14 protein-coding genes, 1 pseudogene and 1 riboswitch are annotated in these 13,101 nt (G+C 30.9%); of the genes and pseudogenes, 9 read left to right on the plus strand and 6 right to left on the minus strand.

What is annotated here, in order from left to right:
• A pseudogene (locus tag HMPREF3186_RS09280) lies at positions 1-253 on the plus strand (ISL3 family transposase); the annotation flags it as partial.
• Between the two features lie 85 nt (positions 254-338).
• On the opposite strand, the gene HMPREF3186_RS00355 reads toward HMPREF3186_RS09280, so the two are convergent.
• A complete protein-coding gene (locus tag HMPREF3186_RS00355; RefSeq protein ID WP_060913404.1) occupies positions 339-773 on the minus strand; it encodes a Dps family protein in 435 nt (144 codons plus the stop codon).
• Between the two features lie 243 nt (positions 774-1,016).
• Between HMPREF3186_RS00355 and yidD the strand changes: the two genes are divergently transcribed.
• Complete coding sequence (gene yidD / locus HMPREF3186_RS00360) at positions 1,017-1,268, plus strand: membrane protein insertion efficiency factor YidD (protein WP_060913405.1); 252 nt, start codon at positions 1,017-1,019, stop codon at positions 1,266-1,268.
• Positions 1,269-1,535: 267 nt separating this feature from the next.
• Here the strand turns inward: yidD and HMPREF3186_RS00365 are convergent, their stop codons facing one another.
• The gene (locus HMPREF3186_RS00365) at positions 1,536-2,024 is read right to left on the minus strand and encodes a rhodanese-like domain-containing protein (protein WP_231724125.1); all 489 of its coding nucleotides are present in this window, start codon (positions 2,022-2,024) and stop codon (positions 1,536-1,538) included.
• A 288-nt stretch (positions 2,025-2,312) separates the two neighbouring features.
• Positions 2,313-3,530: a ferrochelatase gene (gene hemH, locus HMPREF3186_RS00370; protein ID WP_060913406.1), complete on the minus strand. Its 1,218-nt coding sequence runs from the start codon at positions 3,528-3,530 to the stop codon at positions 2,313-2,315.
• 312 nt (positions 3,531-3,842) lie between these two features.
• On the opposite strand from hemH, the gene HMPREF3186_RS00375 reads away from it, so the two are divergent.
• Positions 3,843-4,199, plus strand: a complete 357-nt coding sequence (locus HMPREF3186_RS00375; RefSeq protein ID WP_060913407.1) for a DUF1310 family protein — start codon at positions 3,843-3,845, stop codon at positions 4,197-4,199.
• A gap of 297 nt (positions 4,200-4,496) precedes the next feature.
• Here HMPREF3186_RS00375 and HMPREF3186_RS00380 read toward each other — a convergent pair whose 3' ends face one another.
• The 3 genes from HMPREF3186_RS00380 to HMPREF3186_RS00390 all read right to left on the minus strand — a co-directional run bounded on the left by HMPREF3186_RS00380 (position 4,497) and on the right by HMPREF3186_RS00390 (position 8,786).
• Positions 4,497-5,057, minus strand: coding sequence for an ECF transporter S component (locus tag HMPREF3186_RS00380; protein WP_060913408.1), 561 nt, complete (start codon positions 5,055-5,057; stop codon positions 4,497-4,499).
• 207 nt (positions 5,058-5,264) lie between these two features.
• Positions 5,265-5,377, minus strand: a riboswitch (FMN riboswitch).
• Between the two features lie 131 nt (positions 5,378-5,508).
• On the minus strand, positions 5,509-7,311 hold the full coding sequence (gene glmS / locus HMPREF3186_RS00385) for a glutamine--fructose-6-phosphate transaminase (isomerizing) (protein WP_060913409.1): 1,803 nt from the start codon (positions 7,309-7,311) through the stop codon (positions 5,509-5,511).
• 668 nt (positions 7,312-7,979) lie between these two features.
• Positions 7,980-8,786 carry a DUF6612 family protein gene (locus HMPREF3186_RS00390; protein WP_060913410.1) on the minus strand — a complete coding sequence of 269 codons (807 nt, stop codon included), beginning with the start codon at positions 8,784-8,786 and terminating at the stop codon, positions 7,980-7,982.
• Positions 8,787-9,097: 311 nt separating this feature from the next.
• Between HMPREF3186_RS00390 and HMPREF3186_RS00395 the strand changes: the two genes are divergently transcribed.
• The 6 genes from HMPREF3186_RS00395 to HMPREF3186_RS00420 all read left to right on the plus strand — a co-directional run.
• Complete coding sequence (locus HMPREF3186_RS00395) at positions 9,098-9,430, plus strand: PadR family transcriptional regulator (protein WP_003144244.1); 333 nt, start codon at positions 9,098-9,100, stop codon at positions 9,428-9,430.
• Entirely contained in the window at positions 9,423-9,938 is a 516-nt protein-coding gene (locus tag HMPREF3186_RS00400; protein WP_060913411.1) for a DUF2812 domain-containing protein, read from the plus strand. The genes HMPREF3186_RS00395 and HMPREF3186_RS00400 overlap by 8 nt, the downstream gene beginning before the upstream one ends.
• A 4-nt stretch (positions 9,939-9,942) precedes the next feature.
• Complete coding sequence (locus tag HMPREF3186_RS00405) at positions 9,943-10,485, plus strand: hypothetical protein (protein ID WP_060913412.1); 543 nt, start codon at positions 9,943-9,945, stop codon at positions 10,483-10,485.
• Positions 10,486-10,529: 44 nt separating this feature from the next.
• Positions 10,530-11,432, plus strand: coding sequence for an ABC transporter ATP-binding protein (locus tag HMPREF3186_RS00410; RefSeq protein ID WP_060913413.1), 903 nt, complete (start codon positions 10,530-10,532; stop codon positions 11,430-11,432).
• 2 nt (positions 11,433-11,434) lie between these two features.
• Entirely contained in the window at positions 11,435-12,634 is a 1,200-nt protein-coding gene (locus HMPREF3186_RS00415; RefSeq protein ID WP_060913414.1) for an ABC transporter permease, read from the plus strand.
• Positions 12,635-12,898: 264 nt separating this feature from the next.
• A partial coding sequence (locus HMPREF3186_RS00420) for a helix-turn-helix domain-containing protein (RefSeq protein WP_084812620.1) occupies positions 12,899-13,101 on the plus strand: 203 nt, incomplete at its 3' end.

Here is a 13,101-nt window from a genome sequence, read left to right on the forward strand (position 1 = left end):
AAAACTGTACATTCTTATTTTATCATTCTCACGAATGGGTAGAGGTTACTCGTTTGATGCCTTATGGGCCAAAATCCTTTTCAATGAGAAGCTCCATAAAAAGCGTAAGCCACGATTTAATTCAAGTGCTTTCAATAAAGCTATGTTATACGATACTTTCAATTGGTATGAAGTGAATGATCACGACATTACAGACAACATAGGTGTCGATTTTTCCACACTTATTAAGAATTTGGAGAAGGGTGATTTATAAGCCCTTTTCCACCATAAAATCCGAATACCCAAAACAAAGAAAAAACTATTCGTTGTGATAAGTGCAACGAATAGTTTTTTTTGTATTAATCAGCTAAGTAAGCTTTTAGCATCCAAACATTTTTTTCTAATTGAGTTTTTAATCCTAATGCTAAGTCAGAAGTACCTTGATCTCCTTCGTCTTCAGCTACACCCATAAGGTGAGTTAAGTCGTTGATTAATAATTCGAAGTCGTGGAATACAGCTGCAACCATTTCAGAAGTTGTCTCTTGTTCAGTTGCTTCTTTGATAGTTGCGATTTCTAAAGCACCTTTAAGTGTAGAAACTGGACGGCCTCCAATTGCTAATAATCTTTCAGCAACCTCATCTAAAGATTCAGTTGTGTGGTTATAGTAGTTTTCAAATACTTCGTGTAGTGTGTAGAAGCTACGTCCTTTTACATACCAGTGGAAGCTGTGTAATTTTGTGTATAATACTGTTAAGTTAGCAACAAGTTTGTTTAATTCTGTTGTGCGTGTCATAATAATATCTCTCCTTTATTTTTGAATTTATACTTAAATTATAGCACCATGAATTTCTTATGTAAAGTTAATAAGCTCATAAAAGTTATTGAGAATTATTCTCTAAAAAGAATGTTGATTTAGCAATGTTTCCTAAGGGAAAGAAATATAAATGATAATCGATATCAGAGATATTTATTAATTTAAAAAATTTGAAATAAATTTTATTAGTTGATAAAATAAAGAGCGAAAGGGGTAGAATCGATGGCAAGATTGTGCATAATTTTAATAAAACTATACAGACGATATATATCACGTTATACAAAACCAACATGTAGATTTTCTCCTACTTGCTCAAGTTACGCTTTAGAAAGTTATAAAAGGTTTGGTTTTTTCTTAGGTACATACTTAACTGTTAAGAGATTATTAAAGTGTCACCCACTATATAAGGGTGAGTATTTTGATAATGTACCTTTATTTAAGAAAGATATATTCAAATTTGGAAGAAAAAAATAAAGGGGCCGCTAATGTTAGCTGCCTCTTTATTTTGGGCGAAATTGTTATTTGGATAAAAATTGGGAATGTTTGATCATGTTTGCGGAACTAGAAGAAGTTCTCTTACAAAATAACTTTTCTAAAAATTTATCTAATTAAGGTATTTGTACGGTAAATCCTCATAATTACCTACAAATGTTAAATTATATTGCAAGTGTGCGGTAAATCCTCATAATTATCTACAAATGCAAAGTTTTTACTGTTATTTAGTGATGCTATTTCCTGCATCTAACCATGCGGCAATTCCGCCCGGAAATCTATAGACATTTTTATATCCAGCTTTTTTGCTAAGACTGCTCCAACGTTTCTTCTTTCACAAGCTACAAAACCACAGTATATAACTATTTTTTTGTCTTTATTATCCCCTAGAGTTTTTAAAAATGCTTCTTTTTCTTCTGGTTTTAAATCTTTCATCTCTTTTGGTAGACCAGCATGAACCGCATCTTTAATTTTTGTTTTTTCAAATCGATCCGCAGGAATTGTATCAACTAGAATCATGTCTTCGTTATTGTCTATAGATTTCTTCAATCCATCTGCGCTAATCAGATTGTAATCCCCTGTTTTTGTAGCTTTAACTAATTTTATAGCTGCCTTTTCTACTTCATTTTCTTTTCCGTCTTTTGCAGAACGATTAAGTCCATCTCCGTTCCTGCAACCTACTAAGGAAACTGAAAGTAATATACTAGATAAAGCTAGTGTAATTTTATTTTTTTTCATAAAGTCAGCCCTACTTTAACTTTCACTTTTATTATAACATAAAAAAATACATATATAAACAAAATATATAATAAAATTTATTATTCTTAAAAAATATAATAATTCTGATTAACGTTGATTTTAATATGTAAACTAAAAATTATATAATGAATTATATAGTTTATGATAAAAAATTAATAAGTTTATTAATTAAAATTGTTGTTAAATATCAAAGTAATTTTTTATATTTTTTATGTAAAAAATAAGACTCTAATGAATAATGCATTAGAGTCTGTGAGTTACTAATATTTATTTTTTGTTAAGTATTGTTGAAATTGATTTAAGAATTTTTAAAACAACTCTATCTTTTTTATTAGCTAATAATTTTGTAATAGAATTAGACGCTTTAGTATTTTTTTCATTTTCTTTATTAGCTAGCATCCTTTTGACGAAGTCTGGCATTTCAGGCTTTTCGCCATCTTTTTTATTTGCTAACATTTTCTTAACGAAGTCCGGCATTTCAGGCTTTTCACCATCTTTTTTATTGGCTAACATTGCTTTAACGAAGTCTGGCATTTCTCCTTTTGGTTTATCCATTTCATTAAATGTTGTTTTCTTTGGATTATGTGAAATAAAAGGATTGTTTTTGTTAGCTTCAATCGTTGACACAAGGGCATCAATTAAACGAGAATCGTAGTTCGGCATAGGTGGTCTATGATAAGCTACTCCAAACTCCTCACAAAGTTCTCGACATTCAACATCATTATCGAAAAGTACTTCGATATGCTCACTTATAAAGCTAAGTGGAACAAATATATAATGCTTAGGATGCTCTTTTTGCTCTCTTAAGTACTCAAGAACATCAGGCTTAATCCAAGGCATACCGATATCACTTTCACTTTGCCAAGTATTCGTATAGTTTTCTTTTTCAAGACCTATTTTTTCGGCTATAAGTTTTGTCATATCAAAGATTTGATCTACGTATGGATCATTATATTTTAATGCTATTTCAGGTACGCTGTGTGCAGAGAAAACTACTTTGTAGCTGTCTTCTTTTATTTCTTCAGTAATAATTTTTTTAATTTCATCTGCCCAGAATTCAATTAACTTCTCTTCTTTGTACCAAGATTTTATTATATTAAATTTAATTTTATCACTTTTAATAAATCTTTCGTACCCCATAATAGAATAGAATGAGTAATGTGGTTCAAGAATTAAACAAATACATTCATCTATACCATCATCTTCCATTTTTGAAATTATATCAAGGATATAAGGTGAAGAAAATTTATTGGCAAAGTATACTTTATATTCATCTTTTACAGATTCCCTTAAAAGTTCAACTTCTTTAAGTGTTATTTCTTGAAGGGGAGAGCCATCAATGCGAAGATAATTTTTTAAAAGTAGATTGATCTCTTCGTCCTTAGGACGTACTCCTCTTCTAATATTTGTGAAAAATTTTGCTATACCTTCGAATGTATATTCTTCAGGTGTTCCATATGTCATTACTAAAATAGCTTTACTCATTTTATAACCTCTCAAAATAGTGTAGTCAACTATATTATAACACTTTTTGTACTAAAACACACTAGTAATTATGCTATTACAGAAAAATATTGTAGATTACGAATACATTCCCTATAAATTAAGGTTTATATAGGTATTTTATTTTATGATAACTGTGTCAAAAAGATGATATTACTATAATATTAAACTAGAATTGAAAAAAACTATTGAAAAAATAGATAAAAAGTTATAATATAAAAGTTAACTAAAAAGTTTACTAATGAGGGAGTTTAAAAATCTCCAATTGGTTGAAGAAAAAGGAGGAAGTGTTAAATGAGAAAGAAAATATTCGGGGCGATAACTTTTATTGCGGCAATTGGTGGCGTTATTTATATGAAAAATAATCCTAAATACAAGGAGATTGTTAGAGTCGTGAAGACTGCTGATGCACGTGGTTTTTACGAAAAAATAATATTAGAAAAAGATAAACTTGCATTCACGGCGAAAGCGAAAATTAAAGATTACAAGATTGATTATGAGAGTATTAGAAATGTCGGAGAGAAGATTTACGCACGTCTAATAGTTAATAATGATGAGAAGTTAAATATTGATACGGTGATAAGTGAGAAGAATACGAATGTAGAAGAAGTATCGCACTCAGAAAAACTGGATGAATTGTTGAATAAGTAGGCAGTTAAGGGAGTCTGGATTCAAAAGACCTAAATTTTAATAAAGTGTATATGATAACTCATAGACGCAGTGGTTTATTGATATCTAATAAACTGTGCGGGGATGACTCAACAAAATCTTGTTTCTACGAAATCACGATTTTTGAGTCACTCCCATTTTCCTGCCCCCTTAACTTGGATTTTTTGGATAAGTATGTTAAATATTTCCTAGGAAATTTATAAAAAAGGAATCCTCCATTACAGTAAGGTGATGTAATGGAGGATTTTTCATGGTTAAATTAATTATTATCTAATATTATTATGCGAAACGGCTACGAATACTAGTTGGTATTGATTTGTAAACACTCTTAGTAACGAAGAATAAGAATGTTACTAAAGCACCTTTAAGTAGGTTGAATGGTATAATACCAGCCGCTACAATTGTTTTTACGTTAGTCACGATATCTGCTAGATTCATAATATATCCATAAGCTGGAAGTAATACGAAGTAGTTAAGAAGTGACATGAATACTGTTATTGCCAGTGTTCCTAAGATTCCACCGATAATAGTTTTAGCAGTACCTTTTTTATAGAAAAGAACAATGATACTGATAAAAGTGAATTCTACTACTATATTAGCAATTGATCCGATTGGTTCATGCGACAACAAAGCGAAGTGTAGGAAGTTTTTTAAGAATGACACTAAAAGTGCATCTTTATATCCTAATAATAACAACGCCATGAATAGCGGGATGAACGTAAAATCAAATTTTAGAAATGGTGGCAAGAATGGCACAGCAAAACTAAAAAAAGATAGAAGTAGAGCAATAACTGCAAGCATACCACTCAAAACTAGTGAGTGAACATTTTTTTTATACATTTAAAACCTCTTTCCTATCTTCATAGGCAATAAAATAGCCGCAATACTATTCTTAAAAAGGTGTATTCTAAATCTACGTTAGATATAAAAAACACCACTTTAAAAATTTTAAAGCGGGACTGAAAGGTATGAAAAATAAGCGTTACACTAAAATCAAGTACGGTAAATATACATACGTAGTATACTGTATGTGTAAGTTTATTTATTCTATATCTTCTATCATCCAGACTGTACTGTCGGTTTTGGAATTTCACCAAATCTGCTTGCGCTCGCGGACTTTGACCGCCGGTCGGGAATTTCACCCTGCCCCGAAGATAATTAAATTTATTATTTATACGTTTATTATAAACCTAAGTCTCTATATTGTAAAGTGAAAAGGTTTAACTTTAAAAAAAAGATGAGAGTAACTCTGTTTAATCGAATTACTCACATCAATTATAATATTTAGTTATTATTCTACTGTTACTGATTTAGCTAAATTACGTGGTTTATCCACATCTAGTCCTTTAGTGTAGGCTGCGTAGTATGCGAATAGTTGTGTAACAACGATACTTGCGATTGGAGCAAGATCTTCGTTTACGTTAGGGATTGCGTAGTCGCCTTTACGAGCTAATTTTTCTAATGTAATGATTAGAGTATTAGCACCACGGCTGGCTACTTCACTCACGTTACTACGTGTATTTAAGTCTAGTTTAGCGCTTGTGATAAGAGCTACAACTGGTGTTCTTTCTTCGATAAGAGCGATTGTACCGTGTTTTAATTCTCCTCCGGCAAATCCTTCTGTTTGAATATAAGAAACTTCTTTAAGTTTTAGAGCTGCTTCACATGCACTATAGTAGTCGATTCCACGTCCGATATAGAATGCATTGCGCTCTGTGAATAAGTTTTTAGCTAAGTCTTTGATAGTTTTTGTATCATCTAAGATTGATTCGATTGCAGAAGTAATTACTGATAATTCTTGCTCGATATCAAATTTAGGTTGCCTTGAAAGTTGTTTTGCTACTTCGTAAGCAAGTATGCTTAGTGTTGCGATTTGAGCAGTGTATGCTTTAGTAGATGCAACGGCGATTTCAACACCTGCGTGAAGTAATAATGTATAATCACATTCACGAGATAGAGTTGAAGCATCAACGTTAGTAAGTACTAAGAATTTGTAATCTGCATTTACACTACGTAATTTTGTAAGTACTGCACGTAGATCAGCTGTTTCTCCTGATTGAGAAAGGAAGATGAACATTGGTTTTTTAGATAATAATGGTACGTTGTAAGCAAATTCTGATGCTAAGTGAACCTCTGTAGGAATACCAGCCCATTTTTCAAAGTAGTTTCTTCCTACTAAACCAGCGTTGTAACTTGTACCACATCCGATAATGTATAATCTGTCTGCATCTTTTACATTGTTAATAATTTCGCTGTTAATATTAATATCATGTCCATCGAAGTAGTGAGAGATGATGTTACGCATAGCGCCTACTTGCTCGTGAATTTCTTTAATCATGTAATGCTCGTGGATACCTTTATCGATTTCTCCAGCGTTTAAGTTAGTTGAGAAACTTTCACGCGCTACAACATTACCTTCTTTATCTTCGATAGTTACGCTATCTTTTTTCACGATAACAAATTCACCATCATTGATTTCTAAGAAGTTGTTAGTGTACTTAATCATTGCTAAAGCATCACTACCAACATAGTTTTTATTTTCTTCTCCTAGTCCGATAAGAAGTGGACTCTTATTTTTTGCTACATATAATGTGTCTTTATCTTCTGTATCGATTAAACAAAGTGCATAAGAACCTTGAAGTTTAGATACAGCTTTTTTGAAAGCTTCTTTAGTATCAAGACCACGATCGCTATAAACTTGTACTAATTGAACGATAACTTCAGTATCAGTTTCAGAAACAAGATCTACACCTTTGAAAAATCTTTCTTTAAGTTCTTGGAAGTTTTCGATAACTCCATTGTGAACTAAAATAAAACGTTTGTTGAAGCTTTGATGAGGGTGAGAGTTAGTTGTGTTAACTCCACCGTGAGTAGCCCAACGTGTATGACCAATACCTAATTCTAGGTGAAGTCCTTCAGGGATTAGGGCTTCTAGATTTTTAATGCGACCTACAGATTTAGTAACGCTAGCTTCTCCGTTAACAACACCAGCGATACCAGCTGAGTCGTATCCACGGTACTCAAGGCTGCTAAGTCCATCAATTAAAAATTTAACTCCATTTGCTTCTCCAACAAATCCTACAATTCCACACATATTAAAAATTCCTCACTTTTTTCTTTAATTTATTTTTATAGAAAGTACTATAAAGTTTTATACCTATGCTCAAAAATATTATACTTCTTGAAGTTTATTATACTTAATCAAGTTTATGTAAACCTTAAAAGAAGGCATAATGAGCCTATAGAGAGGGGATAATGATTTTGAAGGGTGGGTATTTCGTCGTCTCTTCGTTCCTAGAAATATCAAGATCTACCCCAGCAGTGGCAACTAAAATTTTTGTCGTCATTCTTCCTTAAAAACTAAGTTGCTGTTGCATACGCTGCACCTAACTATTTCGTCGTCACTTTGTTCCTAGAAATAGTAAAGTGCACCCCATTGTACATTATCTAACGAAACTCTCTGGTTCCGAAAAAGCATCCGCCGAATTTTCGATAACTTTTTTCCTCGTCAACTAAATTCAATTTAACCTTTAGAACTTAGTTCGGGCGCTATAATTATAAATTGAAATTACCTCCTGATAGTTTAATCGTACATATTATTATACTAGATGAAAAGAGCATTGTAAACTGAAAGGATATATTTACATAAACTCAAAAATAAAAATAAAGTATCTAAAAATTTAACCTTAATTTTTAAATTGTAGAAATATAAAATTGATTAATAAAAAACCTACTTACTATTTGAGTAAGTAGGCAATATTATTATTCTGATTTTTGAGTATCAGCAGCTACCTCTTTAGCGTTTTTCACTTCATCAGGTAGATTGATTTCTTTAACATTGTTTACGTTAGAGTATTGAATGTTTTGTTTGATTTTCATTGTTGTTGGAGTTGATGTGTTTTTAGTAGCAAGCTCCATGTTTACTTCGTTAGTTACAGGTGTGTAATCTTTAGTAACAACAAGTTTGATTGTAACGTTTTTGAAATCAACGTTGTTGAATGCACTAGCATTTACTTCGTTTCCAGAAGATGTGTTTGCAATAGCAACCATAAGATCTTTAAATTGGTCTCCACTTCCTGTGTATGTTAGGACGTAGTTTCCATTTTCTTCAGTTTTCTTGAAATCTTTAGCAATTTTTTTGTAGAATTCTAAGATTTGTTCTGAGTTTGCAATTTTTTTAAGGTTTTCGAATTGAGCAGTAATGCTGCTGCTTGAGCTTTTAACCCACTCATCTTGTCCTGTTGATTTTGCATAAGCAGTTCCATCTTTAATGTATAGTTCTAGTGTTTGGCTTTGACCTTGAGCTTTCACATCAGTAGTAGCTTTAATTGCTAGAGGATCGATGATTAATGATCCTGATACTGTATTTTCAACTGTTTGAGTTTGCTCACCAACTAAAATTTCAGAACTGTTAGTCGCTACGAAATCTGTACTTTTTATGTTTTTAGATGATTCTACTGATTTATTAACGATTTGTTCTACAGAAGCTCCTGTACTACAAGCAGCAAGAGTAACTGAAAGAATAATCGTTGCAATAAGCAATAGATATTTTTTTAGTGATTTTGTCATGTTTCTCTCCTTAACATTAATGTAAATAGATTAATTAATCATAAAAAATCTACTTTTATAAATTTAATTTTATAGAGATATTCTATCATATTATAACTTATATTACTACATTATAGGTTCATTTTTTAGATATCTGTAATAAATAATATAGGTTATAAATTAAGAAGGATATTTTTATCTAATATTTTTTATGAAAATAATAAAAAATCTATTGACTTATATCAATGATGGATATATAATTATATCAAAGATAGATATATCGATGATAGATATAGATAAAGAATATCTCTAATTAAGTTAGGAGGGATAAAATGGCAAAGTTAAGCCCTTATGAGACGGGCGAATTAACGGATAGTATATTTTTTACACTTCTAGTTTTAACAGAACCTATTCATGGATACTTGATTATGCAAAAGGTGGCAGAAATTACTGATAATAATATTATTATCGGACCTGCAACAATGTACACGACTTTAGGTAAGATGGTTTCTGTTGGCTGGATTGAAGATAAAGAAATCGATAATTCGAAAAAAGAATATCATATTACTCCAAAAGGTATGGAAGTTTTGGAGAAAAATTTAAAACTTCGACAGTTTTTACTTGATGTAGCTAAGAAGTTTATAGGTGGTGGAAGTGATGAGTAAATATAAGGTGATACATACATTCGCTTTAACAAATAAAAGACTCATGAGAAGATTAGAGAGATATAGTGCTAAAGGTTGGCATTTTAAAAAGTTTCTGGGGTTCTTAATTTTATTAGAAAAAGGAGAAAGAACCGATTATAAATACGAACTGGTATATGATAAAAAGTTCAATGCTGAGCGTGAAGATTTCTATAAATTTAACGGTTGGGAAGTAGTTAGAAATGGTATTTTTTGGCAGATACTACGAGGTGAACCTACGGCAACTACATTATATACAGATAATTTGAGTGAAGAATACATGTGGCTATATAGAATTAGATTTAATGCGAAAATCATGTTAGGATGCTTTTTTATAGCTTTGGTGGCGCACATAATAAATGAATTTTTAATGGCATCTGAAGTAATAGATTTTATTTTAGGAATGTTTTTTGGATTTGGTCTAGGACTAGGTGCTGTAAATATAGCGTTCTTTATAAAATATTTATTTTTAAAACGAAGAAAGGATTGAATTTATGAAGTATAAATATGTTCCGGTATTTATAAGCTATGATAAAGTAGCGGATAAAATGAATCATCTTGCTGTTCAGGGATATGAATATGATAAAGAGGCTATAGTGGCAATTAGAATGAAGAAAGTCTCAGAGACTAGCGATAAGCAATATAAGTTTATCTTTGATAAAAACTTTACACCAGAGATAGAAGAGTATTACAAAGTAAGTGGCTGGAAGCTTTATAAGTTTCAAGTTTATAATTTGTTTAGACTTGCTGAAGGGACTTCGAGTTCTTATCCGATATATACTGATACTGAGACGGAATTAGAAATTGTTAAATATAGATTGTTAAGATTTATAGTTTTGTTTATTTTAATAAGCATAGCAGGGGTATTGTATTTTACTAATATTAAATGGGTAATTAATAGTGGAATACCTGATGTGTTAGCCATGTTAATAGGTGGATTAATAGGTGGTATATTTGGTTACTGTATAAGTGGACTTGGAATGTTTTTACCGAAATATTTCAAGTTAACAAAAGAAATAAAAAATAATGAAGAATAAAAGGGGATTTAACTTTTAATAAGTTAGAAAGAGAGGTATGGATTATGATTTTAGAATTTAAAAATGTAGAGAAAAGTTTTGGAAATAAAAAGGTTCTTAAAGGTGTCAGCTTCACAGCGAAAAGTGGAGTGGCTAATGGATATTTAGGACGAAATGGTAGTGGTAAAACTACAAGTTTTAGAATACTGTTAGATATATTCAAGCCGGATAAAGGGGAGATTCTACTAGATGGGAAACCTTTAGATCACAGTAAGGTAAAAATTGGATACCTTCCAGAAGAACGCGGAATGTACGATGGTGTTGGACTTGTAGATCAGCTTACGTACTTTGGAATGTTAAAAGGTATGAAGAAGAAAGCTGCGCAAACAGAAGCGAAAAAATGGTTAGAGTACTTTGAATTAGAGGATAATAAACAAGCATTAAAAACATTATCTAAAGGTAATGCCCAAAAAATTCAAATTATCCAAAGTGTTATGAATGATCCAGATATTCTTGTTTTCGATGAACCATTCAGTGGACTAGACCCGGTGAATGTATCGAAGTTAAAAGAAATAATTACAGATTTTATTAAAAAAGATAAACTTGTTATTTTCTCATCTCACCAAATGCCGGTTGTGGAAACATTCTGTGAGGACATTAATATACTAGAAAAAGGGAAAATTACTCTAAGTGGTAATCTAGATTATATTAAAAAACAATTAGGACACGGAAAAATGATCTTGAGTGTTAGTGGTTTTGAGAAAGAGGAACTGCTTGCTAATCTTAGAGCTGTGCCGCTAGATATTGAGTATTCATTAGTTCCAGAGGGAGTGCTTCTTGATTTCAAAGAAGAGGATGCTAAAAAAGAATTATTAGCAAAACTTGCAGGAAGCAATTTTAATATAGAAGAATTCAAACTTTATAAACCTTCGTTAGAAGATATTTTCAAAGAACAGGTAGGTAAGTAATTATGAAAAATTTTAGTACAGTATTTAATTTTGAGTTTAAACAATTTTTTGCGAAAAAAGCGACAAAAGTTATTATGGCATTGTATTTCATTATAGCTATAGGTATAACATTTGTACCATCGATTGCTAATAGTAACATTTTTAAAGGTGAGAGCAATGATAATTTCAATCGTAGTGCATATGTTGTAAAAGATGTAAATGTTAAGTTAGATGATCTAAAAGAAGCTAAAAAATATGATAGTAAAGAGGCTTTAGAAAATGATATTAAAGCTAAAAAATTAGATGAAGGTATCATCTTAACTAAAGATAGTTATGAATATTTATCTCGACAATCTATCTTTAGTAAAGGTAGTAGTGAATTTAAAGAAGCTTTTGGAAAAAATGTAGAGAAATTAGTCTATAAACAAAATGGTTTAGATTATGATAAAGTAACTAATGTGAAATCACATCTACCTCAACCTGTACCTGTGAATGTAAGTGGAGATTCTGATGCTCAAACTCAAGTAGTAAATGTTGTAGTAGTTTATGCTCTTACATTTATTGTTTATATGACGGTAATTCAATTTGGTAGTGTAGTTGCGACAAATGTTGTTAAAGAAAAAAGTAATAGAGCTATGGAATTATTAGTAGTTACTGTAAGTCCAAGAACATTAATTTTAGGGAAAGTATTAGCTTTATCTGTTGCGGTACTTATTCAAATGGGCTTAATTATTGGTGGATTATTCGCTGGTCTAAAAATCAATGGTTCAAGATATAGTGACAATATTAAACATATTCTAGAAAATGTAGACTTAAAAGTTCTTGGTGTAGGATTAGCATTTGCGTTAACTGGATTCGTAATGTTTATGTTTATGTACGCGGCATTTGCTTCATTAGTTAGTAAGATTGAGGATGTTAACGGAGCGATAACTTTACCGATGTTAACATTTATGGGTGCATTCTTCGTAAACTACTATATTATGGGTTCAACTGGAGATACTAAACTTGCAGAGATTTTATCATACGTTCCATTTACATCATATTTTGTAATGTTTACACGTTATGCAATAAGCAACGTATCTATTCAAGAATTAGGATTATCTTATGGTATATTAGTTGTAACTACATTATTTGTGGCATTTGCGAGTGTTAGAGTATATAGATTAGCGACATTAAGATACGGTCAAAAATTAAACTTCTTCAAATTATTATTTGGGAAGTAGAGAAATATAAAATATAATAACACCACATATTAGATTATCTAGTATGTGGTGTGTTTTGTGTATCTAAGATGACTATTCATAAAATAAGTTGTAGTATTATTTATTCATTGCACTTATTTTATATTTATGTTAAAATAAAATTATAAAGAGAGAGCCGTTTTAAAGATGGTGACTCTGATTAATTATAGTTTAAAATAACTGTCTTAACCGTTCAAAGTGGTAATAGCCCCCAAAATTTGGACAAATTTTGGAGGGCTATTTATTATGAAATTAACAGATGAAAATAGGATAGAAATGTATAGACTTAAGAAAGAAGGATACTCATACAAGGAACTGTCTAAAAAGTTTGAAATTGATCCTAGTAATGTGAAGTACATGGTCAAATTGGCTGATTTACATGGTGAAACAGTGCTGATTAAGGGGAAAAATAATTACTATCCACCAGAATTGAAATTAGATATAATCAA

This window comes from Gemella haemolysans (assembly GCF_001553035.1).
Lineage (GTDB): Bacteria > Bacillota > Bacilli > Staphylococcales > Gemellaceae > Gemella > Gemella haemolysans_B.

Coding starts and splice junctions, on each gene's coding strand:
- HMPREF3186_RS00355 (WP_060913404.1), bottom strand. CDS start 773: ATGACACGCACAACAGAATTAAACAAACTTGTTGCTAACTTAACAGTA.
- yidD (WP_060913405.1), top strand. CDS start 1,017: ATGGCAAGATTGTGCATAATTTTAATAAAACTATACAGACGATATATA.
- HMPREF3186_RS00365 (WP_231724125.1), bottom strand. CDS start 2,024: ATGAAAAAAAATAAAATTACACTAGCTTTATCTAGTATATTACTTTCA.
- hemH (WP_060913406.1), bottom strand. CDS start 3,530: ATGAGTAAAGCTATTTTAGTAATGACATATGGAACACCTGAAGAATAT.
- HMPREF3186_RS00375 (WP_060913407.1), top strand. CDS start 3,843: ATGAGAAAGAAAATATTCGGGGCGATAACTTTTATTGCGGCAATTGGT.
- HMPREF3186_RS00380 (WP_060913408.1), bottom strand. CDS start 5,057: ATGTATAAAAAAAATGTTCACTCACTAGTTTTGAGTGGTATGCTTGCA.
- glmS (WP_060913409.1), bottom strand. CDS start 7,311: ATGTGTGGAATTGTAGGATTTGTTGGAGAAGCAAATGGAGTTAAATTT.
- HMPREF3186_RS00390 (WP_060913410.1), bottom strand. CDS start 8,786: ATGACAAAATCACTAAAAAAATATCTATTGCTTATTGCAACGATTATT.
- HMPREF3186_RS00395 (WP_003144244.1), top strand. CDS start 9,098: ATGGCAAAGTTAAGCCCTTATGAGACGGGCGAATTAACGGATAGTATA.
- HMPREF3186_RS00400 (WP_060913411.1), top strand. CDS start 9,423: ATGAGTAAATATAAGGTGATACATACATTCGCTTTAACAAATAAAAGA.
- HMPREF3186_RS00405 (WP_060913412.1), top strand. CDS start 9,943: ATGAAGTATAAATATGTTCCGGTATTTATAAGCTATGATAAAGTAGCG.
- HMPREF3186_RS00410 (WP_060913413.1), top strand. CDS start 10,530: ATGATTTTAGAATTTAAAAATGTAGAGAAAAGTTTTGGAAATAAAAAG.
- HMPREF3186_RS00415 (WP_060913414.1), top strand. CDS start 11,435: ATGAAAAATTTTAGTACAGTATTTAATTTTGAGTTTAAACAATTTTTT.